The organism is Ochrobactrum sp. PL_is483 (genome assembly GCF_055816855.1).
Map to the genome: position 1 here is coordinate 70,686 of NZ_JBVPGS010000032.1, position 23,498 is coordinate 94,183.

The 23,498-nt window shown below is 58.6% G+C and carries 23 protein-coding genes; 11 read left to right on the top strand and 12 right to left on the bottom strand.

Translation table 11 applies throughout. The features are described from left to right. Position 1: 1 nt before the first annotated feature. The 5 genes from argB to rpmH form a co-directional block, all read right to left on the bottom strand. Positions 2-892: an acetylglutamate kinase gene (argB, locus tag AC0TNJ_RS08930; protein ID WP_122001434.1), complete on the bottom strand. Its 891-nt coding sequence runs from the start codon at positions 890-892 to the stop codon at positions 2-4. A gap of 103 nt (positions 893-995) precedes the next feature. After that, complete coding sequence (yihA, locus tag AC0TNJ_RS08935) at positions 996-1,622, bottom strand: ribosome biogenesis GTP-binding protein YihA/YsxC (protein WP_473771005.1); 627 nt, start codon at positions 1,620-1,622, stop codon at positions 996-998. A gap of 370 nt (positions 1,623-1,992) precedes the next feature. Beyond that, a complete protein-coding gene (gene yidC, locus AC0TNJ_RS08940; RefSeq protein WP_473770885.1) occupies positions 1,993-3,813 on the bottom strand; it encodes a membrane protein insertase YidC in 1,821 nt (606 codons plus the stop codon). After that, complete coding sequence (gene rnpA, locus AC0TNJ_RS08945; RefSeq protein ID WP_122001431.1) at positions 3,803-4,228, bottom strand: ribonuclease P protein component; 426 nt, start codon at positions 4,226-4,228, stop codon at positions 3,803-3,805. Before rnpA ends, yidC begins: the two co-directional genes overlap by 11 nt. Before the next feature lie 34 nt (positions 4,229-4,262). Further along, positions 4,263-4,397 (bottom strand): 50S ribosomal protein L34, encoded by a 135-nt coding sequence (gene rpmH, locus AC0TNJ_RS08950; protein ID WP_006467565.1) that lies wholly within the window; start codon positions 4,395-4,397, stop codon positions 4,263-4,265. A gap of 394 nt (positions 4,398-4,791) precedes the next feature. Here rpmH and AC0TNJ_RS08955 point away from each other — a divergent pair, with 394 nt between their 5' ends. Beyond that, a complete protein-coding gene (locus AC0TNJ_RS08955; protein ID WP_112585466.1) occupies positions 4,792-5,136 on the top strand; it encodes a RidA family protein in 345 nt (114 codons plus the stop codon). Between the two features lie 169 nt (positions 5,137-5,305). On the opposite strand, the gene AC0TNJ_RS08960 is transcribed toward AC0TNJ_RS08955, so the two are convergent. The 3 genes from AC0TNJ_RS08960 to msrP form a co-directional block, all read right to left on the bottom strand. Then, positions 5,306-6,301 (bottom strand): Lnb N-terminal periplasmic domain-containing protein, encoded by a 996-nt coding sequence (locus tag AC0TNJ_RS08960; protein ID WP_473770886.1) that lies wholly within the window; start codon positions 6,299-6,301, stop codon positions 5,306-5,308. Positions 6,302-6,464: 163 nt separating this feature from the next. Next, positions 6,465-7,127: a protein-methionine-sulfoxide reductase heme-binding subunit MsrQ gene (msrQ, locus tag AC0TNJ_RS08965; protein WP_473770887.1), complete on the bottom strand. Its 663-nt coding sequence runs from the start codon at positions 7,125-7,127 to the stop codon at positions 6,465-6,467. A gap of 1 nt (position 7,128) precedes the next feature. Continuing rightward, positions 7,129-8,088, bottom strand: a complete 960-nt coding sequence (msrP, locus tag AC0TNJ_RS08970) for a protein-methionine-sulfoxide reductase catalytic subunit MsrP (protein ID WP_473770888.1) — start codon at positions 8,086-8,088, stop codon at positions 7,129-7,131. Between the two features lie 340 nt (positions 8,089-8,428). Here msrP and AC0TNJ_RS08975 point away from each other — a divergent pair, with 340 nt between their 5' ends. Further along, a complete protein-coding gene (locus AC0TNJ_RS08975) occupies positions 8,429-9,307 on the top strand; it encodes an alpha/beta hydrolase (RefSeq protein ID WP_122001427.1) in 879 nt (292 codons plus the stop codon). Between the two features lie 176 nt (positions 9,308-9,483). Here the strand turns inward: AC0TNJ_RS08975 and AC0TNJ_RS08980 are convergent, their stop codons facing one another. From AC0TNJ_RS08980 to AC0TNJ_RS08990, 3 genes are all read right to left on the bottom strand, one after another. Beyond that, entirely contained in the window at positions 9,484-10,458 is a 975-nt protein-coding gene (locus AC0TNJ_RS08980; protein ID WP_473769770.1) for a WD40 repeat domain-containing protein, read from the bottom strand. A gap of 49 nt (positions 10,459-10,507) precedes the next feature. Further along, the gene (locus AC0TNJ_RS08985) at positions 10,508-11,686 is read right to left on the bottom strand and encodes a CobW family GTP-binding protein (RefSeq protein WP_473770889.1); all 1,179 of its coding nucleotides are present in this window, start codon (positions 11,684-11,686) and stop codon (positions 10,508-10,510) included. Positions 11,687-11,831: 145 nt separating this feature from the next. Beyond that, positions 11,832-12,608, bottom strand: coding sequence for a creatininase family protein (locus tag AC0TNJ_RS08990; protein WP_473770890.1), 777 nt, complete (start codon positions 12,606-12,608; stop codon positions 11,832-11,834). Positions 12,609-12,777: 169 nt separating this feature from the next. Between AC0TNJ_RS08990 and AC0TNJ_RS08995 the strand changes: the two genes are divergently transcribed. The 3 genes from AC0TNJ_RS08995 (at position 12,778) to AC0TNJ_RS09005 (ending at position 15,560) form a co-directional block, all read left to right on the top strand. Further along, positions 12,778-13,269, top strand: coding sequence for a MarR family transcriptional regulator (locus AC0TNJ_RS08995; protein ID WP_122001423.1), 492 nt, complete (start codon positions 12,778-12,780; stop codon positions 13,267-13,269). A gap of 209 nt (positions 13,270-13,478) precedes the next feature. Further along, positions 13,479-14,498 carry a LacI family DNA-binding transcriptional regulator gene (locus AC0TNJ_RS09000; protein WP_122001422.1) on the top strand — a complete coding sequence of 340 codons (1,020 nt, stop codon included), beginning with the start codon at positions 13,479-13,481 and terminating at the stop codon, positions 14,496-14,498. Between the two features lie 90 nt (positions 14,499-14,588). Further along, positions 14,589-15,560: a 2-hydroxyacid dehydrogenase gene (locus AC0TNJ_RS09005; RefSeq protein WP_473770891.1), complete on the top strand. Its 972-nt coding sequence runs from the start codon at positions 14,589-14,591 to the stop codon at positions 15,558-15,560. 144 nt (positions 15,561-15,704) lie between these two features. Here the strand turns inward: AC0TNJ_RS09005 and AC0TNJ_RS09010 are convergent, their stop codons facing one another. Next, a complete protein-coding gene (locus AC0TNJ_RS09010; RefSeq protein ID WP_473770892.1) occupies positions 15,705-16,466 on the bottom strand; it encodes a gamma-glutamyl-gamma-aminobutyrate hydrolase family protein in 762 nt (253 codons plus the stop codon). 232 nt (positions 16,467-16,698) lie between these two features. On the opposite strand from AC0TNJ_RS09010, the gene AC0TNJ_RS09015 reads away from it, so the two are divergent. From AC0TNJ_RS09015 to AC0TNJ_RS09040, 6 genes are all read left to right on the top strand, one after another. Then, the gene (locus AC0TNJ_RS09015) at positions 16,699-17,448 is read left to right on the top strand and encodes an SDR family NAD(P)-dependent oxidoreductase (protein WP_473769767.1); all 750 of its coding nucleotides are present in this window, start codon (positions 16,699-16,701) and stop codon (positions 17,446-17,448) included. 369 nt (positions 17,449-17,817) lie between these two features. Then, a complete protein-coding gene (locus AC0TNJ_RS09020) occupies positions 17,818-20,115 on the top strand; it encodes a putative bifunctional diguanylate cyclase/phosphodiesterase (protein ID WP_473769849.1) in 2,298 nt (765 codons plus the stop codon). 258 nt (positions 20,116-20,373) lie between these two features. Continuing rightward, on the top strand, positions 20,374-21,120 hold the full coding sequence (locus tag AC0TNJ_RS09025) for an N-acyl amino acid synthase FeeM domain-containing protein (RefSeq protein ID WP_122001417.1): 747 nt from the start codon (positions 20,374-20,376) through the stop codon (positions 21,118-21,120). 198 nt (positions 21,121-21,318) lie between these two features. After that, positions 21,319-21,540 (top strand): aa3-type cytochrome c oxidase subunit IV, encoded by a 222-nt coding sequence (locus tag AC0TNJ_RS09030; protein ID WP_112585500.1) that lies wholly within the window; start codon positions 21,319-21,321, stop codon positions 21,538-21,540. Between the two features lie 224 nt (positions 21,541-21,764). Beyond that, on the top strand, positions 21,765-23,069 hold the full coding sequence (locus tag AC0TNJ_RS09035) for a Re/Si-specific NAD(P)(+) transhydrogenase subunit alpha (protein WP_473770893.1): 1,305 nt from the start codon (positions 21,765-21,767) through the stop codon (positions 23,067-23,069). Beyond that, entirely contained in the window at positions 23,069-23,488 is a 420-nt protein-coding gene (locus AC0TNJ_RS09040; protein WP_122001415.1) for a proton-translocating transhydrogenase family protein, read from the top strand. The genes AC0TNJ_RS09035 and AC0TNJ_RS09040 overlap by 1 nt, the downstream gene beginning before the upstream one ends. Positions 23,489-23,498 lie beyond the last annotated feature (10 nt).

A 23,498-nucleotide genomic window follows, 5' to 3' on the forward strand; every position in this document is an offset into this window, starting at 1 on the left:
CTTACGGCACGATCAACGTGCCGGCGCCATGCTCGGTGAAAAGCTCCAGCAGCACCGAATGCGGGGTCTTGCCGTTGAGAATGACAACGCCTTCCACGCCGCGGCGGATCGCGTCGATGCAGGTTTCCACCTTGGGGATCATGCCGCCGGAAATCGTGCCGTCCTTGATGAGCGCCTGCGCATCGGCAACCGACAATTCCTTGATGAGGTTCTTGTCCTTGTCGAGAACGCCCGGAACATCGGTCAGGAACAGGAGGCGCGTTGCGGCGAGCGCACCGGCAATCGCGCCTGCAAAAGTGTCGGCATTGATGTTGTAGGTGTGGCCGTCGCGGCCCGGCGCGACCGGCGCAATGACCGGAATCATTTCGGAGCGGGCCAGCAAATCGAGCAGGGTGCGGTCCACTTCCGCCGGTTCGCCGACGAAGCCGAGGTCCAGCACCTTCTCGATATTGGAATCCGGGTCGAGGACGGTCTTGTGCGCCTTCTGCGCGAAGACCATGTTGCCGTCCTTGCCGCAAAGCCCGATGGCCCATTCGCCTTCGGCATTGATGAGGGCGACGATTTCCTTGTTGATGGAACCGGCCAGAACCATTTCCACCACTTCGACGGTCTTTTCGTCGGTGACGCGCAAGCCGCCTTCAAAGCGGGATTCGATGCCGAGCTTGGTCAGCATGGCCTGAATCTGCGGGCCGCCGCCATGCACGACGATCGGGTTTACGCCGGACTGCTTCAGAAGCGCGATGTCGCGTGCGAAAGCCTTGCCCAGCTCCGGATTGCCCATGGCGTGGCCGCCATATTTCACGACGACATGCTTGTTCTCGTAGCGCTGCATATAGGGCAGGGCTGCGGACAGAAGTTGCGCTTGCATTTCGGGGTTTTCAAGTGTCGTCATCGCGGGCTCCATGGCAGGCGACAGGGCAAAAGAGGCAGTCATGTCTAGACCGGTTTGGCTGCAAATGGAATCCGTGAAAACAGAAATGCAGCCAGGCCGGTTATCAGTATTGCTTCAGAAGCAGGGCGATTGCCGCACGCAAATTATCAAGGCCTTCGCCTTTTTCAGACGATGTGGCGATGATGCCGGGAAAGCAGGCCGCGCGCTTGTAGGTAAGCTTGTGCGTTTCTTCCAGAAGGCGCGGCACACCCGCAGGCTTGATCTTGTCGATCTTGGTCAGCACGATCTGGTAGGAGACAGCCGCCTTGTCGAGAAGGTCGAGCACTTCCGCATCGTTTTTCTTGATGCCGTGGCGCGCATCGATCAGCACATAGACGCGCTTCAGCGTGGTGCGTCCGCGCAGGTAATCGAACACAAGGCGCGTCCAGGCATCAACCTGCGCTTTCGGTGCTTCGGCAAAACCATAGCCCGGCATGTCGACCAGTGCCAGCGGCGGCAGGTCGCCATTCTCGCCCGAATAGCCGTCCGGCACGAAATAGTTCAGTTCCTGCGTGCGGCCCGGCGTATTGGACGTGCGCGCAAGGCCCTTCTTGTTGACCAGAGCATTGATCAGCGACGACTTGCCGACATTGGAGCGGCCCGCAAAGGCGATTTCCACCGGGCCTTCCGGCGGCAGGAATTTCATTGACGGCACGCCGCGGATGAAAATCCAAGATTTCTTGAAAAGCAGGCGTCCTTCCTCGACAAGTGCCGCCTGGGCTTCCCGGACTGCATCCGCCGCTGCCTGAGCGGCCTTGATCGCCGCCTGCTTCTTATCCTGCTCGCTCAATGGTTCTGTCCCGATGGTGTATTCTATTGAATACACGCATCAATGTTATGAGCCGCATTGTCAACACGACGGCACAAAAAACCCCCAGGCCAGCGCCCAATTCTGAAATTCGCTATGGGCTCTTATAGAGTTGGTGCGAATTTCAGAATTGAAAGGCGCTGGCCGTAGTTTGTTTTCCAGTGTCGTTTTGATCCCAAAGTTCGCTGTTGAGCCCGATATAGAGCTTTGGCGAACTTTGGGACCACGACACTGAAGCGGGGTTCTTTCAAGTCTATTTCTTTGCTTCTTTCGGCTTCCGCTTGAAGAGGCTCTTGAGATTGTCGAAGAGCTCGATCTTCACGCCCTGGCGCTTCATGATGATGCCCTGCTGGGTGATGGAGAGCAGGTTGTTCCATGCCCAGTAGATCACCAGACCAGCCGGGAACGAAGCCAGCATGAAGGTGAAGATCACCGGCATCCAGGTGAAGATGGCGGCCTGCGTCGGATCCGGAGGCGTCGGGTTCATGCGCATTTGCAGGAACATGGTGATGCCCATCAGCAGCGGCCAGACGCCGATCATCAGGAAGGCCGGTACGCCGAATGGCAGGAGGCCGAACAGGTTGAACAGCGAGGTCGGATCGGGCGCTGCAAGGTCCTGAATCCAGCCGAAGAACGGCGCGTGGCGCATTTCAATGGTGACGTAGAGCACCTTGTAAAGCGCGAAGAACACTGGAATCTGCACCAGCACCGGCCAGCAACCGGCGAGAGGATTGATCTTCTCTTCCTTGTAGAGCCGCATCATTTCCTGCTGCTGCTTCATCTTGTCATCCGCATATTTCTCGCGGATTTCCGTCAGCTTCGGCTGAACCAGCTTCATGCGTGCCATCGACTTGTACGACTTGTTGGCAAGCGGGAAGAACAGGCCCTTGAGCAGAACGGTGACGACGAGAATGGCGACGCCGAAATTGCCCGAGAACTTGTAGATCCAGTCGATGAGATAGAACATCGGCTTGGTGATGAAGTAGAACCAGCCCCAGTCGATCAGCAGTTCGAACTGCTTGATGCCGAGCTTTTCTTCGTAGTTCTTGATGTCGGAAACCACTTTCGCACCGGCGAAGACGTGGTTCTTCAGCGTCTGTGCCTGGCCGGGCGCAATGGTCATCGGCGCGCCGAGGAAGTCGGTCTGGTAGCGCGGGCGATCATTGGTGAAGTGCGAGAAACGGCCGGTGAACTTTTCGTCCTGCGGCGGGACGAGCGTTGCCGCCCAGTACTTGTCGGTGATGCCGAGCCAGCCGCCGTTGACGTCCTTGAACGAGATGTCCTTGTCGTCTTCGACCTTGGAATACTTGATTTCCTGCAAGCCGTCCTGACCCATGACGCCGATCAGGCCTTCATGCAGCACATAGGTCGCGCTGGCATGTTCCGGCTGGTTGAAGCGGGTCACGCGGCCATAGGAGGCCAGCGAAATCGGCGCACCGGTATTGTTGGTGATCGTATCGTCAACGGAGAACATATAGGCATCGTCAACCGAGATGACGCGCTTGAAGGTGATGTTCTTCTCGTTGGTATAGGCCAGCGTGACCGGGGTGGACGGCGTCAGCTTGTTGTTGCCTTCGACGGTCCAGACCGTGTTCGGACCCGGAACCGGGCCGGTCGTGTCGTTGCCGGTAAAGCCGAGCTCAACGAAATAGCCCTGCTTCAGCGCCGATGGCGCAAGCAGTTCGATATTCGGAGAATTGTCGTCGACGGTCTCGTGATATTTCTTCAGGAAGAGATCGTCGAGACGCGCGCCCGTCAGGTTGATCGAACCGCGCAGCGAAGGCGTATCGATTTCGACGCGCCCCGTCTGGGCAATGGCTGCCTCGCGGGTCAGCGTACCGCCGGCGGCTGCGACATCGCCCTGGCCGGGAATGTTCCCGGATGCGGCTGGCATCTGCGGCGTGTCGCCACCCTGAGCCTGCTGTTGCGTCACCTGTTGTTTCTGCTGCTGCTCCTCAATGCGTGCCTGCTCGCGCTGGGCTTCCGTTTTCGGACCCAGATAAAACACTTGCCACAGCGTCAGCACGAGGATGGACAGGGCAATGGTGATGAAGAAATTGCGGTTATTTTCCATTGACGGGTCCTGATTCCGGTCTTTCCGTTCGGCGTTTCCCATCGCCCCGCCGTTCACCCTTCGCCTTGATGCGGCGGGAGAGTTCTTCGGTCAGTCGCGAAAAGGGCGCAGTGAGGGCTTGCTCGCGCGCTACGATCACATAGTCGGTCGAAGGAGCCATGTCACGCCCTGCGTGACAACGAACCGCTTCCCTGAGCCTGCGGCGGATGCGGTTTCGTATCACGGCGTTGCCGTTTTTCTTGGTTACGGTGAAACCTGCACGGGGTTTGTCGCCGATTTTGGCGGCTTGCGATTCCTCTTCGGTCCGTTCCCGGACTTCAAGAAGAAACAGTGGACCACGTCGCTTTTCACCATTCCTCAAAGCCAAAAACTCCGCTCTCTTGCGAAGGCGGAGTATTTGCTTTGGGGTCTTCATTCTTTTCGTCACCGCGCGACAGCGCGGGAAAAGATTAAGCGGAAAGCCGCTTGCGGCCGCGCGAACGGCGAGCGGCGAGAACCTTGCGGCCGCCGGTGGTTGCCATGCGTGCACGGAAACCGTGACGACGCTTGCGGACGATCTTGGATGGCTGGTAAGTGCGCTTCATTTATTTAATACCGCGGTGTGCGGCCCTTCTTGATTCTGTTTTTCCGTTGAACACGATCTGGTCCGAAAACTGTTTTCCACTTTCCGGGATCATGCTCTATTGAACAGGAGCTGGTTCTTTCCCTTGCGGCGGACAGCACAAAACCATCCGTAAACCGCGCGGGCGAACGTGACGCGGCTTATAGGGGCAGGGGAACAAGGAGTCAATGCGCGAAGTGGCTGCAAGTGGGCCACAAAGGCGGCGGCAAAATGATTGTCGTTTTCTTTTTGCTGAAATTGCGCCATTCGCACCGGCATTGGCATTGCCAAAGCAGGTCAGCTCTTTAATAAGGATGCGCAACATTTTCACATGCGGGACCATTCCCGCACAAGAGCAGTATCGAGAGGAGTCCACCATGAGCATCCGTCGCATCGGAGTAGGCCCGCGCATGAGCCAGGCCGTCATTCACGGCAACACTGTTTATCTCGCCGGTCAGGTGGGCAATCCGGGCGCCAGCGTCACCGAACAGACCAAGGCCGTTCTGGCCGAGGTGGACCGTCTTCTCAAGGAAGCGGGTTCCGACAAGACCAAGATCCTGCAGGCTATCATCTGGCTCGCCGACATGAAGGACTTTGCCGAAATGAACGCCGTCTGGGATGCATGGGTTGATCCGGCTCACACGCCTGCACGCGCCACCGGCGAGGCCGCGCTGGCGACGCCAGACTACAAGGTCGAGATCATCATCACCGCTGCGGTGTAATTTCCTCGCATCGATTCCAACCCCGTCGAAGCTTCGGTTTCGGCGGGGTTTTTCCAGAGCGGTTCCATAGAACCGCTCTATCCTTATGTTTTTACGCATTATCCTGCGCATCGAAGCGGGATCGGAAATCAGTCGCGTAGGCGCTTCGCACTTTTGGCTCGAAAATGCTCTAATCGCGGATGCGTTCCGAAAAGCCGTCGCGTCCGCCCGCGAGCGCCTTTGCATCGATCGATGCGCGGTGCCGCGCCTCCTCCAGCGTGCCGCCATTCTCAAGCCAGCCATGGTCGTAGAGATAGCCGGGCAGGTAGCCCGACAGGAGAATGCGGTAGTCGAACGGGAAGGTGGGGTCCAGCACCCGCGCCATCTGGTAGATGATGGTGGTGCAGTTGGCGGTCAGCGTATTGTAGAATTTCGGCTCTTCGGCCAGCTCGTTGCCAAGCTTCACATAGGACAGGAAGAGTTCGCGCGCGCCTGCGGGTGGCAGGTTCACGCGGTAACGAAAGACGTTTTCGTTGCGGATATTGGTGCGCAGGTAAACGATGTCGCGTTCTTCGGCGGCAATCATCGCCAGCTCATATTTGCGGAAGAAACCGGCAATGGGTGAATAGACCTCGTGATGCTCGCGGCGGATTTCGCCGGAAAACACCACATGACGGCCATCCTCGAAGCCGAATGAGAGAAGCGTATGGGCGATGGCCGGGCTCGACCAGTAGGACAGATAGACGTCCACCGTCGCGATCCTGCCGAGATCGTAGGTTTCCTCTTTCCAGTTGGGCGTAAAATCCTCCGTCGTGCGCCAGATGAAATCGCGGACATTGGAAAGGGTGACGATGTCGCCATTGATCTTTCCCGTCACCGTGCGGGCGACATCGGGCGCCCAGATACGGTTGAGGGAAGGGCGCACGGTGGTCCATGCGAGCAGCGTCAGAACAGCCAGAACGCTGAAGAAAAGCCGCTTGCGCCAGCAGCTATATTGTCTTTCCCCGAAGAGGACACCAAGCGTGATCAGAAGCCAGGCGGCGATGATCGATCCGCGCACGGCATCGCCAAAGGGCAGCTGGAACCACATGGCGAGGCTGGCCCATGCCGCAAAGACGAGAGCGAATAAAATGAAGACGAATTTGCCTGCGATGCGGACGGGAGCCGATTTCAGGAGAGAAGACATATGCATTCCATATTCGTCAGTTGCCGCCGCCTGGAACTATTCCATGTGCGGAAATCGCGGCGATACTGACATGATTTGCATCGTCATGTCATGGGGGTAAGCGTTGGGACGGGAAATTTAGGTTCTATATTAGAAGTTTTTAAAAATGGCTCCCGATGGAAGCTTATTTCTTTGCCGCGATTGCTTGGCCGCGCGGAGCGGCAACAGGCTTGCGATTGCGGGCGTGCGGGCGCACCAGACGCCACAGCAGAAGCGCGCCGACGATCCCGGCATAGATGACCGGCTCTGCGGGCCAGCTTTTCACCGACATGATGAAATGGATCGCGCCGCCCGCGATGGCCACATAGACCAGCTTGTGCAGGCTGTTCCAGCGCCGCCCGAGCTTGCGGATCGACCAGTTGTTGGAGGTGAGCGCCAGCGGCACCAGCAGCAGGAGGCTCACCATGCCGATGGTGATGAAGGGCCGCCGCACAATATCGGTGACGATGGCGGAAATGTTCAGGCCCTGATCCAGCAGCATATAGGTGGCGAAATGCATCAGCGCATAATAGAAGGCGAGCAGGCCGAGCGCCCGCCGGTAGCGCAAAAAGGCGATGCCGGTCAGGTCGCGGATCGGCGTCACCATGAGGGTGAGGATCAAAAAACGCAACGCCCACAGGCCGAGCGTATGTTCGAAGGTCTTGACCGGATCGGCGCCAAGATTGCCGCTTGCGCCCAGATAGAACGTCCAGACCGCCGGAACGAAACCGACCGCATAAAGCAGCCAGATTTTCCATTCGCCGGGCCGGGTAGTTTTCTTCCGCTCTGTCCGGGTCGCTGCCGCCATGTCAGTAATTCACCTTGAGGTCCATGCCCGCATAAAGCGATGCGACTTCCTCGCCATAACCGTTGAAGGGCAGTGTCGGGCGACGGCCCGAACCCAGAAAACCGCCTTCGCCGATGCGCCGCTCCGTCGCCTGGCTCCAGCGCGGGTGATCGACCTCCGGGTTCACATTGGCGTAAAAGCCGTATTCATTGGCGGCCTGCTGTTGCCACGAGGTGGGCGGCTGCTTTTCGACAAAGCTGATCCTGGTGATCGCCTTGATCCCCTTGAAACCGTATTTCCACGGCACCACGAGCCGGATCGGCGCGCCGTTGGCATTGGGCAATGTCTCGCCGTAAAGGCCGACCGAAAGGATGGTCAGCGGATGATTGGCCTCGTCGAGGCGCAGGCCCTCGATATATGGCCAGTCGAGAACCTGAAAGAGACCGGTCTGGCCCGGCATTTCTTCCGGCCGCACGACGCCGGTAAAGGCGATATATTTGGCCGAGCCAAGCGGCTCCACCTGCTCCAGAAGGCTTGAAAGCGGAAACCCGATCCACGGAATGACCATCGACCACGCCTCGACGCAGCGCATGCGATAAATGCGCTCTTCAAGCGGCATTTTCGCGATCAGCTCCTGAATGTCGAATTCCTTCGGCTGTTTGACGAGACCGTCGACCGTCAGCTTCCACGGCAGCGGCTTGTAATTGCCGGAATTGGCGGAAGGGTCGCTCTTGTCCGTGCCGAATTCATAGAAATTGTTGTAGGTGGTGACAGCTTCCTGCGGCGTCAGCTTCTCGTCCACCTTATAGGCGGAAGCTTTTGCCTTGAGCGGTTCGGCAAAGGCGGAAGATGCGATACCGGCAGCGGCAAGCGCACCGGCGCCGACCATGAAAGAGCGGCGGTTGAGATAGAGGCTTTTGGGGGTTACCGCATCATAAGTGAGACGGGCGGATGAAAATCGCCCCGGTTTGAAGCTGCTCATGGTCACTCCCATTAAAACAATTGGCCCGCTTCCAAACGGTTGCCTCTCAAGTTGCGTTATGATTCCACGTAAAGGCGTCAAAAGCATGGATAATTTGCGGACAGAGAGTTGTTCACGCATTGTTGAGGTCGCGTGATGGCGTAACAGAATTGTAACACGATGTAACTTTTCGTGCATTCTGCCATATTCTCGCTAAAACTCTGCTGTTAACCGCATTACATTAGCGCGACCGAAGGAGTGACTTCGGACTAAAATTCGCTATCGCCGGCAGGGGTGGGGACGCACCCGGGAAGAGCTGCCTTCAAACCTTCGTTAACGTCTCATTGGCTATGTTGAGATCATGGTAAAGAAGATGTTTATGGCCGCTCTGGCGGCAGCTGCATTCACGGTGACGGCGGGCTCGGCTCTGGCCGAAGGACAGCCTGTTTCGACGAACGGTCAGGGCAAGGCCCTGAACGCAATTGCCGCGTCGATGAAGGAAGAGCAGGGCGCTCCCAAGCTGGGTGAAGGCGTGACAATGCGCGAGAAGAAGATGGATACGGACACGACGCCTGAACAGAATTTTTCGCGCAGCAAGCAGTTCATCCACCGCTTCTACAAGCCGGAAAACGCCTCGAACGAGCTGGTGATCCTGCTGCATGGTTCGGGCGGGAATGAAACCAGCCTTGTGCCGCTGGCGACCAAGATCTGGCCGCGAGCCACGCTGCTTGGCATTCGCGGCCGCGTGATGCAGGATGGCGGCACGCGCTGGTACAAGCGCATCACGCCGGTCAAGTTCGACCAGAAGGACATCAAGCTCGAAGCCAATGCCTTCGTGACTTTCCTGACGCGCCTTGCCGACGACAAGGAGCTTGATCTCACCCATGCGACCTTCGTGGGCTACTCGAACGGCGCCAATCTTCTGGCGGCGACAATGATGCTGCATCCCGATCTGGTGAAGCGCGCTGTCCTGATGCGCTCGATGCCGGTTCTGGACAATGCGCCCGCTGCCAATCTGAGCAAGGCGCGGGTCCTGACCATCACGGGCGAAGAGGACAAGCTTTATTCGCCGTTCGCGCCAGCGCTTTCCGCACTTCTGCGCTCCGGCGGCGCGAAGGTCGATGCCCGCACCATCGATGCGGACCATATGCTCGGTGAAAAGGACATTGCCGCCATCAGCCAGTGGGTCGCGTCGCTCGGGCCGGATGGCGCGCCCGCGGTTGCGAGAAGGGGGCAGTAGGGTAAAAAGGCAATAAGGCAGTAGGGCAGTAAGGCAGTATGTTAAGGGAATAGGGGAGTAAGGGAGTATGTTTGGGTTGCGGATGACCGCGCCAACCATATTCTTCACTGCCCTACTGCCCTACTGCCCTACTGCCCTACTGCCCTACTGCCCTACTGCCCTACTGCCCTACTGCCCTAATCTCTTATCGAAACCACTCCACAATCCCCGGCCTCCGAGCCAAACACGAGGCGGTGGCCTTCATTGTCCCAGCCCATGCTGGTGATTGCGCCCTTGCCGGGGCGGCGCAGCAGCACTTCCTTGCCGTCGGCAAAACGCGCGATCAGGATCATGCCGTCATTATAGCCAATGGCCACGATGTCCTCGGCCGGGTGGCAGGCAACCGATGTCACCATGCTGTCGCCGCGAAGCCCAAGTTCCAGCGGGGCCTTGCCCATCGGGCCGTCCTTGCCAGCAAAAGGCCAGACGATGGCCGCAGGCGCGCCGGAGGTGGCGAGCCACTTGGCCTTGGCGCTCCACGACCAGTCCTTGACCTTCGCCGGATAGCCGGTCATGCGCATGTGCTTGGCATCTTCGAGACGCCAGCCATGCAGTGCGTTTTCCTGCATCGAGGTGATGAGAAAGCGGCCATCGGGCGAGAAGATCACGCCGATATGGGCGCCCTTCCATTCCAGTTCGACAGGCTTTGCCGCCGTGCCGGTCCAGATCAGCGTCGCGCCATTATAGCGCGCAATGGCAAGGCGCTGGCCCTTCGGCGCAAAGGCGATGCCTTCGACGCTGCGTTCCTGGGCAAATTCCTGCACCTTGCCATCCGAGGTGCGCACCCAGGCAGTGCGGCCCGATGCGAAGCCGACCGTGCCGCCCGGACCCGCCGCCACAGCCGTCATCCATTTGCGCGGAATCCTTGCCAGTTCCGTCACCGTTCCATCGGCATCCGTGCGGCAGACGCGACCGTCTTCGCCGCCTGTGACGAGCGACTTGCCATCAACCGAAACAGCCGCGCTCAACAGCCCGTCATGGGCTGTCGCGGTGCTGTTTGCGTTGTTGAGCTGATGGATCGAGCCATCGGCCATGGCGAAGGTGGGAATGCCGCCGACAAAGCGCGCATAAAGACAATGACCGTCAAGGTCGAGCGGAGCTACTGTAGGCATCGGCTTCCGGTATTTCTTGTTTTATTTTGCTTTTATTGCTGGGCTTTTATTACTGGGCTTGGCAGTTTTCGAAACCGGCCTTCAGGGCGGCTGGATCGAGTTCGCGCCCGATGAAGACAAGGCGGCTTTCCCGCTTTTCATCTTCCTTCCAGGCGCGCTGGTGGTCGCCCTCGATGATCATGTGCACGCCCTGCACCACATAGCGGTCCGGGTCGTCCTTCAAGGCGATGATGCCCTTGAGGCGCAGAATGTTCGGTCCCTGCGTCTGCGTGATGTTCTGAACCCACGGGAAGAATTTCGCCGGGTCGATTTCACCAGCCCGGAGCGATACCGACTTCACCGTCACATCGTGGATCGGCGAGGCATGATCGTGGTGATGGTGGTCATGGTCGCAATCAGGACCGCATACATGGTCATGGTCGTGATGGTGGTCATGATGATCGTGATCATGCGCATGGTGATGATGATCATGTCCATGATGGTCATGATCGTGATCGCAGTCGGGGCCGCAGACGTGGTCGGGATGATCATGGTCGAGGAAGTGCGGATCGTTGTCCAGAACGCGCTTCAGGTCGAAGGCGCCGCGGTCCAGCACGCGGTCGAGCGGGATGGAGGCGCGCTCGGTGCGATGGATGATGGCATGGGGATTGATGGCGCGCACCGTCGCCTCGATAGCGGCCAGTTCCTGCGGCGTCACGAGGTCGGTCTTGTTGATCAGCACCACGTCGGCGAAGGCGATCTGGTCTTCCGCCTCGCGGCTGTCCTTCAGGCGCAGCGGCAGGTGCTTGGCATCGACAAGCGCGACAACGGCGTCGAGGCCGGTCTTGGCGCGCACGTCGTCATCCATGAAGAAGGTCTGCGCCACCGGAACAGGATCGGCAAGGCCGGTGGTTTCCACGATAATGGCGTCGAAACGGCCCGGACGGCGCATCAGGCCTTCCACCACGCGGATCAGGTCGCCGCGCACGGTGCAGCAGATGCAGCCATTGTTCATTTCGTAGATTTCTTCGTCCGACTCGACGATCAGGTCGTTGTCGATGCCGATCTCGCCGAATTCATTGACGATGACGGCATAACGCTTGCCGTGATTTTCGGTCAGGATACGGTTGAGAAGGGTGGTCTTTCCCGACCCCAGATAACCCGTCAGAACGGTCACGGGAATGCGGCCAGCTTCAGTGGTCGTCTTCGTTTCAGACGGAGCTTCGGATTGGGCTTCAGCCTGGCTCATGGTCATGCCTCTTGAAGTTGTGGCCTTTTGGAAATCGAGGTGCGGGGCAGCCAGCACAAAGCGGCACGGCACCGAAACCTCGGACAGGACAATTCATATAAGGGAAGGGCGGCGTGAATGCCATATGCAATGCTATAATATTACATCACGTTCGCGCCATGACGGCGGGGCCGAGCCGGGCAAGGTCGAATCTGTCGACATCGCACAGCAATTCGATGAAACCGGCAACCGCGTTGGCGATCAGCTTTTCGCCTGCTTCCGCCGTTGCGGCGGCCGCGTTGCCTGCGACGCCTTCCGGGTTGAGGTCGTGCATCTTCCAGCCAAAGGCGTGCGGACCATAGGCGCGCAGGAACTTGAATTCCTCGGCATAGCGTGACTGGGCGTTGGAGAAGTTGCGCGCCTTCGACATATCCACCAGATCGGGGCGCAGCGCCAGCATCACCGATGTCTCGATAAAGCCGCCATGAATGTCGAGCGCCTTCTCCTCCGGCGCGATCAGCCCTTCCGGCAGGCCGAAGCGGGTCCAGCTCGTGGCGACGGCCAGCATGTCGAGCCTTGTGCGCAGTTCCGTCGCGACAATCGTCATCAATGGCGAATTTCCGCCATGCGCGTTCAGCATGACCAGCTTGCGGATGCCGCCCGCGTGAAGGTTCTCGCCGATGCCGATCCACTGGTTCACGGCCTCGGCAAAGGCGAGGCTCTGCGTGCCTTCCGTGTCCATATGCTCGATGGAATAGCCGACCGGCTGTGCAGGCAGAAAGTTGACATTCAGCTCGGGCGGCAGCGCATCGCTGACGCGCGCGACAATGCCTTCGGCGATGATCGTATCGGTTTCGAACGGCAGATGAGGCCCATGCTGTTCGTGAGCGCCAAGAGGCAGAACGACAATCATGTTGCTGTTCTGGTCGCGCAGATCGGTCATGTTTTCCTCACTTCATTCATTTCATCGGAGCCCGGAAGCGTAACGTCCATTAGCCATGACAGCAACAGGCGCTTGTTGTTTCATAAGTCGGACAATATTTTACGATATGAGAACAGGCGGGACTATCGATCGGGCGACAGCGTAACGTCGTAAAAAGGGCGAGGTGGCGATGAGCAAGGACAATAAGGCGGTTGTACTTTACCGGCTGCAATCCGTGGCGAGACTGTCGCGGACGGTGCTGGCCACCAGGCTTCTCGAACAGGGGCTTTATGCGGGGCAGGATGCCGTCATGCTGCAACTGGCTGCGGAAGACGGGCTTACGCCGGGCGTTCTTGCGCAGCGGCTGGGCGTGCGTCCGCCGACCATCACCAAAACCATTGCCCGCCTGCAAAGCCAGGGGTTTGTCGCCAAGCGCGCCTCGGAAACCGATCAGCGCCAGTCGCATATCTATCTCACGCAGGCTGGCCTCGAAACCATCAAGGCGATCGAGAAATCCATTCGCAAAACCGAAAAGGACATGCTGAAAGGCCTCGACAAGAAGGACCGCAAGACCTTCCTCAAGATGTTGAGCCGGATGGAGAGCAATCTCGCGCTGCGTGGCGTCGTGCGCCTGCCCGAAGAGCCGGAAGCGGAAGTGCTGGAAGAGGACGAGGTGGAATAAGCCCGCCGATCCTCAAGCTCTAACTATTTGTTTTGACGCGCATCTTGGCGGGAAAGCGTGAAACACTTTTCAGGTTGCGTGCTATCGAAAATGCTTCCAATTCAAGGATGGCAATGGCATAACCGTTCGCAGGACGAACGGTCGCGTCCCGCCTTGTCAGGTTGCGGCCGCGTCTCCAACTGCGGCACGGACCAATTTGGGGAGGCGACTTGGCCCAGAAAATAAAGCTATCGACCATCGCTGATGCGCTTGGTGTTTCGACAGCCACCGTTTCGCTCGCTTTGCGCGACAGCCCCCTCGTTGCCGACCAGACCCGCGAGAAGATCAAGGAACATGCCCGCGCCATCGGTTATATCTATAACCGGCGCGCCGCGAGCCTGCGCACCTCGCGCTCCGGCATTGTCGGCGTCGTGGTGCATGACATCATGAACCCGTTCTTCGCGGAAATTCTCAAATCCATCGAAACGGAACTGGACCGCTCGCGCCAGACCTTCATCCTGTCCAACCATTACGACCAGCTCGAAAAGCAGCGCACCTTCATGGATACGCTGCTGCAACTGGGCGCGGACGGGGTCATCATGTCGCCCGCCATCGGCACGCCGCCGGAAGATATCCAGCTTGCCGAGGACAATGGCCTGCCTGTCGTGCTGATCGCGCGTAGTGTCGAGGGCGTTCACGCGCCGGTTTTCCGGGGCGATGATGCCTATGGCATCGGCCTTGCCACCAATCACCTGATCTCGCTCGGCCATACGCGCATCGCGATGATCGGCGGTACCGACCAGACGTCGACGGGCCGCGACCGCTATCGCGGCTATGTGCAGGCCATGGAAAAGGCTGGCCTTGAGGTTCGCCCGGACTGGCGCATCGCCGGGCCGCGCACGAAGCAGGGCGGCTTTGAGGTCGCGCCGCAGTTTCTGGCATTGAAGGACAAGCCGACGGCTGCGGTCTGCTGGAACGACCTGGCGGCCATCGGCCTGATGAACGGCATCGCCCGCGCCGGGCTGGTGCCGGGCGAGGACATTTCCGTGACCGGCTATGACGATCTTGAGGAAGCGGCCATTGCGACACCTGCGCTCACGACCGTCTGGAACGGGCAGCGCGAAGTGGGACGCCGCGCGGCGCGCGCGCTGCTCGATCAGCTCAACGGCGTCGAGGTTTCCTCAATGCAGGAACTCATCAAGCCGGAACTGCATATCCGGCAATCGACCTCCAAGCCGAAACACGGCTGATTTTCCCCGCTTCGGGTCCGGTTGCGGCCTTTGGCTGGCCGGTCGCCGATCTTCAACGAACTGCCCCATGCTGCCCAGAGGAATATTGTCATGACCAAGCGCGATGCCACCATTCTTGTGCTCGGAAACTTCAACGACTATGCCGTCGAGCGCCTGTCGGGTGAGTTTTCGGTGCGCCGCATTCCGCGCGGCGACGCAACGCTGGTCGATGCTGCGTGGGCCAAGGACGTGAAGGGCATTGCCAGCATGTCGAACGTCGATGCGGGGCTGATCGATGCATTGCCCAATCTGCAAATCATCGGCAATTTCGGCGTTGGCTATGACGCGGTGGATGCAAAACATGCCGCCACCCGCAATGTGATGGTCACGAACACGCCGGACGTGCTGACCGATGAAGTGGCGGATACGACCATCGGCCTCCTGATCGACACGGTGCGCGAACTGTCGAAGTCGCAGGCATTCCTGCGCGCCGGCAATTGGGTGAAGGAAGGCCGCTACCCGCTGTCGAAGCTTTCTCTGCGCGGTCGCAAGATCGGCATTTTCGGCCTTGGCCGTATCGGCAAGGCGGTGGCCCGCCGGATCGAGGCATTCGGCCTGCCGATTGCCTATCACAATCGCCGTCAGGCAAGTGACGTGCGCTACGATTATTATCCAAGCCTCAAGGAACTTGCCAAGGCCGTCGACACGCTCATTCTGGTCGCGCCGGGCGGGGCGGAAACCGCCAGGGCGGTCAATGCGGAAGTGCTGGAGGCGCTTGGGGCCGATGGCGTGCTGATCAATGTCGGACGCGGTTCGCTGGTCGACGAGGATGCGCTGGTCGCGGCGCTGAACAATGGCACGATTGCCGCCGCCGGTCTCGACGTCTTCGCGAACGAACCGCATGTTTCGCAGGGGCTGCTCGATGCGCCCAACACCGTTCTGCTGCCCCATATCGCATCCGCATCGCAAAAAACCCGTCAGGCAATGGCGGATCTGGTGATCGACAATCTCATTGCGTGGTTCGACACTGGTTCGGCCCTGACGCCGGTGCCGGAGACGGCGCGGGTTAAGGCGGTAAGTTAAGGCAATAAGGCAGTAGGGCAGTAAGGCAGTATGTTAAGGGAATAAGGGAGTATGTTTTGGTTGCGCATGACCGCAACCACCACATTCTTCTCTGCCCTACTGCCCTACTGCCCTACTGCCCTACTGCCCTACTGCCCTACTGCCCTACTGCCCTACTGCCCTATGTTGGCGCACTGCATCGCCAAACGCCTCGAAAATCCTGCGGGAAGGGGCGTCGGAATGCACCCAATATTCCGGGTGCCACTGGACGCCGACGACAAATCCCTTCGCATTCTTCACCGAGACGGCCTCGATGGTGCCGTCTTCGGCAACGGCTTCGACTTCAAGCTGCGGAGCCAGCTTGTCGATGGCCTGGCGGTGCACGGAATTCACGCGAATGCTGTCTTCCTTCAGGATTTCTGCAAGGCATGAGTTCGGGTTGAGCTTGATCGGGTGCTGGATGGCGAAGCGTTCCGCCTGGCTTTCCGATTCCGGCGCACGGTGGTCCATCCGGCCTTCCAGTTCCTGGACTTCGGTGGCCAGCGTCCCGCCAAGCGCGACGTTCAGTTCCTGTATGCCGCGGCAGATCGCCAGCACCGGAACGCCCCTTTCAATGGCCGCGCGGATCAGCGGCAGCGACGTTGCATCGCGCGCATTGTCATAGGGCTCGAAGGCAGGACCGGCCTCTGCACCGTAGAGGGCGGGGTGAACGTTCGATTTGGAACCCGTGACGAGAATGCCGTCCACGGCATCCAGAATGGCGTCGAGGTCTAATTTGTCACCGAAGCTCGGCACCAGAAGCGGCGTTACGCCCGCAACATCGATTGCCGCTGACAGATATTGCTGGGGCGCGGCATGCCATGTGTAGTTTTCAAACGGCTTCACATCGGTCGGCACGGCGACGAGAGGGCGGGAAGTCTTGGGCATAGTGTTCGTTTCCACCAGTCGGATAATGCGCTTATCTGCGTTGACACTTACTTCTCCGCAATGGGCCGCGCAATCACGAACAGGTGTCGTCTTGCGGCTCTGCGGTTGCTCATTTGTCGCGCCTTCTGTGTATTGCGTTGATTTGAACCGATTTTTACGGTCGAAGATGGTTCAAATACTGCTCCCGATAATCTAGGAATGAATAAAGACGGATTGGCAGTTGAGGGGATGAATGACTGACGATCAGCTTTTCTCCGTCAGGGGCAAGGTCATTGCCGTGACGGGTGGTTCTTCGGGGTTGGGCCTGCGCATGGTTCATGTGCTGGCCGGGCATGGTGCACGCGTGATTTCGATCTCGCGCACCCATGCAGGCGAAAGCATTTGCCCATCGGGCGGCGAAGTTCTGGAAATCATGGCGGATGTAACCCATCCCGATGAAATCATGCGCGCTTTCGATGAGGCGGAAGCGCGTTTCGGACCGATAACGGCGCTCTTCAACAATGCCGGCGTTGCGCATATGGCGCGTGCGCTCGACACGACGCGCGACATGCTGGAACATATATTCGAGGTCAATGTCGCCGGAGCCTTTTTCGTGGCGCAGGAGGCCGCGCGCCGCATGATCGAGCGCGGCGAGGGCGGGTCCATCGTCAACACGACCAGCATTCTGGGCGAGCGCCCGCAGAAAGGTGCTGCCGCCTATTCCATGTCCAAGGCCTGCGTGACGCAGATGACTCGGGCGCTGGCGCTGGAATGGGCCGCGCATGATATTCGCGTCAACGCGATTTCGCCGGGCTGGTTTCCAACGCGAATCAATGAAGAACAGCTGCAAGGCCCGGCAGGGGGCTACTTCAAAGGGCGAAACCCGATGCGGCGTCTGGGCGAGCCGCAGGATCTCGACGGGGTTGTGCTGATGCTGGCTTCCGATGCCAGCCGCTATATGACCGGCTCGATCATCACCGTCGACGGGGGGCATCAACTCTGACAAAGTTGGAAGCTTTTTGCGGTTATTTCCCTTTTCTGGACCTTGGATGGCAGGATTTTTCTCTAAAAGTCGGGACTCTGGCGGCAGAATATCCATCCCGACTAATATGGATTAATTCTCAGCAAGGCGACAGTTAACCTGTCCTGTTCTCCAATCATGGCTGTTTCAGTAATATTAGAACAACTAAAACAATACATGCCTCTGGTTGTAATTACGGGCCGGGGGTTGTGCGTCTATGGTTTTCCTTAAAAAACATCTGAATACATCTTATGGTGGTTGGCATGACAGCTTGTGGTTTAATATCCCGAAAGATATTTTTAAGTCATTGGTGCGATATTGCTGCCCCATATAAGGGATTAAATGCATCGAATGTGGCAAAGCCGTAAACCTGAGATACCTGCAGATGTGCGGCTATCTTTTCTCAGAGCGCTGTATGGTAATCGTACGACGCTCTGGTTCGGCTTGCTCGCGCACGTTGTAGCCTGTGTCGTCATCTATGTGAAAACCGAGGACTGGCGTTATCTGGTCTTTGCCGGCGTGTTCGCGATCATTGCCGTCGGGCGCATCTTCGACATGCACAAGTTCGACCAGGCAAAACAGCAGCCGCTGTCCCATGCCGATCTCGACCGGTGGGAAACGCGCTATCTGGTCGGCGCATCCGCGGTGTGCCTGACGCTCGGCATGTTGTGCTTCTTCTCAAGCTTCGTGCTGCGGGATTCCTTTGCCGAACTTGCCAGCCTGACCGTGCTGCTTGCCTCTGTCGTCTCCATCGTGGGCCGCAATTATGCGTCGGCGAAGGCCGTCATCCTGATGTCGGCCTGCACGCTCATCCCGGTTCTGGCCGGGCTCATTCTGGCGGGGACGCCGTTTCACGTCATCATCGGCCTGCTGCTGATCCCGTATTTCCTGTCCAACATACAGATGGCCAACGGGTTGCGCGAGTTTCTCTTCGCTGCCGTCATGGGAAAGCGGCGGCTCTCCATCGTGGCCGGTCGTTTCGATGCCGCGCTCAACAACATGCCGCAAGGGCTTTTGATGTTCGACAGCCAGCAGCGCATCGCGGTCATCAACAACAAGGCCAAGGCGATGCTGCAGATCGCCGAGCATACCAAGCTGCATGGCCGCAAGCTCGATGTTCTTCTGCGCTACTGTGCCAAGAAGGGGCTGTTTCCGCAGAACGACCTGAAAAGCGTGCATGTGCGGATGCAGGACCTTCTGCTCGGCAGGCGCGCCCGCGATATTTTCCAGCTTTCAAACCAGCGTTACATTGAATGTATCGGCAACCAGACCCTCAATGAAGGGGCGGTGCTGATGTTCGAGGATGTGACGCAGCGCGTGGAAGCGGAAGCGCGCATCCAGCACATGGCGCGCTATGACGGCCTGACCGGCCTGCCGAACCGCAATTATTTCGAGACCATGGTACGGGCGTTGCGTTCCAACCAGAAAAAGGACACGCAGGCGGCGCTCGTCGTCATCGACATCAATCATTTCAAGCATGTCAACGATACGCTGGGGCATCATACCGGCGACGTGCTGCTGCGTCTGTTCGCCGAGCGCTTGAATTCGCTCGATCCGCAGCGTTTCGTCACGTCGCGTTTCGGCGGCGATGAGTTCGTGGTGTTCGTCTTCAACCTGCGCGGCGAGGCCGATGTCGCGGGCGTCATGGATCACATCACCGATGTCGTGTCCGGCGCTTACGATCTGGACGGCGATCAGGTTCATATCGACATCAGCGCAGGCGTGGCGATCGAGAATGTCGAAAAGGCCGATGTCGGCAGCATGCATATCAATGCCGATCTGGCGCTCTATGAGGCCAAGAGCAGGGAAGACAAGTCCTGGTCGATCTTCATTGACGCCATGGACACCAAATATCGCGGGCGCCAGAAACTCAAGGCCGATTTGCGGCTTGCCATCAGTCACGGCGAGATCAAGGTCGTCTACCAGCCCATCGTCAGCGCGCAGTCCTTGCGCGTTGTCGCATGTGAGGCGCTGGCGCGGTGGGAACATCCGGAGCTTGGCTTCGTGCCGCCGACCGAATTCATTCCGCTTGCCGAAGAAATGGGCATCATCACCGACATTACCCGCTTCATGCTGGAGCAGGCCTGTGTGGACTGCCAGTCATGGGGCGACCGGATCGGGGTTTCGGTCAATCTGTCGGCCATTGATCTGAAGAGCAACGATATTGCCCGCGATATCGCCAATGCCTTGCAGAAATCGGGACTTCCGGCGCATCGTCTTGAAGTGGAAGTGACCGAAAGCGCCATCATCTCCGACCGCAACAAGACGTCGATGGTGTTGCAGCGGCTCAAGAATGCCGGGATCAATATCGCGCTCGACGATTTCGGGACCGGCTATTCCAGCCTCAGCTATCTCAATACATTGCCCTTGACCAAGGTGAAGGTCGACCGTTCCTTCGTGCGCGACATCACCACCGACCGGCGCTCGCTGATGCTGCTGCGCGGCGTCACCCAGCTTTCGCATGAGCTTGGGTTGGGCGTGACGGTCGAAGGTGTTGAAACCGAGGAACAGCTCGCGCTGATCCGCGTGGCGGCTGGTGCCGATCTGGTTCAGGGCTATCTTCTCGGCATGCCGGTGCCGGTTGAGGCGATCACCGCCATGACCGCGAAGGCAGCGGCGCGGCGCGATAGCGGACGAAGCTTCGCCTGATCAGGCCCGTATCCGGGCGAGCGCCAATCTGCTTTGAAATGGCGCGTTTTCAAATTAAGGCAAAACCGTGAATTGGTCGGTAATTGGCGCATTTTGCGCTTATCGCCTGCATTCCGCGCAATAAAGTCCCGTCGAATTATGGCGAAGAAGTGTTTATCTCGGGGCTATAAGAAGGCGCCTCACAAAGTTATATCTTTACATGCTGATAAAGGCGCATATTCTGCACACTGATTTGCGGGGGTGCGGAAAATCGATTGCATGACGAATACAGCTGTTACAGGCGATAAACCGCCATTGTCCAACTTCGCGCGACAGCTGTTGCAGTTTCTCGACCGGGTGGAATATCGCCGCATCGTCCATGCAGAGGACCTCGAGGAAATCGGCCGCTTGCGCTACCGTTCCTACCGCACGCGCAATGTGATGCACGAGGCGGAAGTGCCGTCCATTGTCGATGATATCGACCGCGACAGCCATGCCTTCGTCTATGGGGTGCATGTGGACGGGCAATTGGTCAGCACGCTGCGCATCCATCACATCACGCCCGATCATCGGCGCGGCACCAGCTATGCGCTTTTCCCGGATATTCTTGATCCGCTGCTCAACAGCGGCATGCATTTTGTCGATCCGACCCGCTTCGCCGCCGATCCGGAACTGTTGAGCGAATATCCGGCCATTCCCTATATCACCTTGCGCATCGCGGCGATGGCTTCGGAATTTTTCGCGGCGGATCAATGCCTTGCTTCGGTAAAGCCGGAGCATATGGCGTTCTACAAGCGCATTTTCGGCACCTCTGTCATGGCCGATGCGCGCGAGCATGAAGGTTATGGGATCAGGGTCGGTCTCGGTGCCGCACCCATCCGCAATATCCGCGATGCGGTGGCGGTGCGCTTTCCGTTCTTCAAGTCGCAGCCGCATGAACGTCGCGCTATGTTTGCCGATATGCGGGACAGTTCCGTGCCGCTGACAATTCTGCCGACCGCGAAATATACCGGTCTCGGCGTATGAGTTTAAACAATTAAATATAGCCAGAAGGGTGGTTTCGCATTACGAAGATTGCGGAACCGCTTCTGCGGAGAGAGGGAAGCTGCGACGAAAAGCCATGCCGTCAATGCATGGGTTTCTTTCGTCGCGCATTGAAGATTGCAGTTATTTTCGCTTAGACTGACGGTATATAAGCGGAAATTCTGAATGGGTGGAACTAAAATGGCAGAACATCATACGACGGCTCCGGCTGAACTTGGCGCACCGATGGACTATTCCGAGCATGAGAAAACTTATGCCGGTTTCACGGGCCTGGTTAAATGGAGCACGGTGACGCTCGTCGCCCTTATGATTGCCATGGCTTTCGGCTTTTTTGCTGGTGGTTTCTTCTCCGCGACCGTTCTTTTCATTCTAGTCTGCGTCGCTGCCTGGTTCATTCTTTAGTCATGGCCGATGCCGGATGGAAACATCCGGCGCGGTGCCGCTGAACTGAAGCGCAAACCGGGATCAACCCGCACTATTTGATCGATTGCCTTGGCATGGGACACCGTGCCGGGGTTTTATGCATGTTTATAGTTCAGTTTATTTGAACGGGCTTCGTCCCGGAAGCTCGTAACTGTGCCTGACCGGAATCAACCCCGGAAGAACGCCACGAAAGGGAAACCAGCTTGGCCCAGACGTTATTTATCCCGAAAGAAAGCGACCCCAATGAAAGCCGTGTCGCGGCGTCGGCGGAGACGGTGAAGAAATTCATCGCGCTCGGCTTCGATGTCGTGGTGGAAAAAGGCGCCGGTGAGAAATCGCGCATTCCCGATGCTGAATTCACCACAGCCGGTGCCCGCATCGGCACGGCGGCGGATGCGAAAACGGCGGATGTCGTGCTGAAAGTGCGCCGCCCCTCGGATGCGGAACTGAAGGGGTATAAATCGGGCGCGGCACTCTTCGCCATGCTGGACCCCTATGGTCATGAGGACGCCGTTGCAGCGCTTGCCAAGGCCGGAATTTCGGCCTTCACGATGGAGTTCATGCCGCGGATCACCCGCGCGCAGGTGATGGACGTGCTGTCATCACAGGCGAACCTTGCCGGTTATCAGGCGGTTATCGATGCGGCGGAAGTCTATGACCGTGCCATGCCGATGATGATGACGGCGGCGGGCACCGTGCCTGCCGCAAAGGTATTCGTCATGGGGGCGGGCGTTGCCGGTCTTCAGGCGATTGCGACCGCGCGCCGCCTCGGTGCCGTCGTGACGGCCACCGATGTTCGCCCGGCTGCAAAGGAACAGGTCGCCTCGCTTGGCGCGAAATTCATTGCCGTCGAGGACGACGAGTTCAAGGCGGCGGAAACCGCTGGCGGCTACGCCAAGGAAATGTCGAAGGAATATCAGGCGAAGCAGGCGGCACTTGTTGCCGACCACATCGCCAAGCAGGATATCGTCATCACTACGGCGCTCATTCCGGGCCGTCCGGCCCCGCGTCTGGTTTCCAAGGAAATGGTCGCTTCCATGCGCCCCGGCTCGGTGCTGGTCGATCTGGCGGTCGAGCGCGGCGGCAATGTCGAAGGCGCGATTGCCGGTCAGATCGCCGAGGTCAATGGCGTCAAGATTGTCGGTCATCTCAATGTTCCGGGCCGTATCGCTGCAAGCGCTTCGCAGCTTTATGCGCGCAACCTGATCGCCTTTGTCGAAACGCTGGTCGACAAGGAAACGAAGCTTCTGAAAATCGATCCGGAAGACGAGTTGGTGAAGGCAACGCTTCTCACCCATCAGGGCAAAATCCTGCACCCGGCTTTCGCCAAGGCTGAAACGGCACCGGCTGCGGCCGCTGAAAAAGCTGTAAAACCGAAAGCCGCGCCGAAACCGAAAGCGGAGAAACCGGCCGCAAAGGCGGCAGCGAAGCCTGCCAAGAAAACACCAGCTAAAGCCCCGAAGACCCCGTCTTCCCCCAAAACTCCAGCTGATGGAGGAGAGGCATAATGGCCGATACAAATCTCGATAAAGCTCTTGAGAGCCTGAACCAGGCAGCGGATGCCGTGCGTCAGGCGGCGGAAAATGCTGGCGGTCTGGGCGATGCGGCGGCGGCTGCCGCGCATGCCGCATCGGGCGGCGCAATCGATCCGTTCGTGTTCCGCTTTGCGATTTTCATCCTGTCGATCTTCGTCGGCTATTACGTCGTCTGGTCGGTCACGCCTGCGCTCCATACGCCGCTGATGGCCGTCACCAACGCCATTTCATCGGTGATCGTGGTGGGCGCGCTTCTGGCGGTTGGCCTTTCGCTTTCGGGCTGGGCAACCGGTTTCGGTTTCATCGCGCTCATTCTGGCGAGCGTCAACATCTTCGGCGGCTTTCTGGTCACCCAGCGCATGCTCGCCATGTACAAGAAAAAAGAAAAGTGAGGCTGAACCA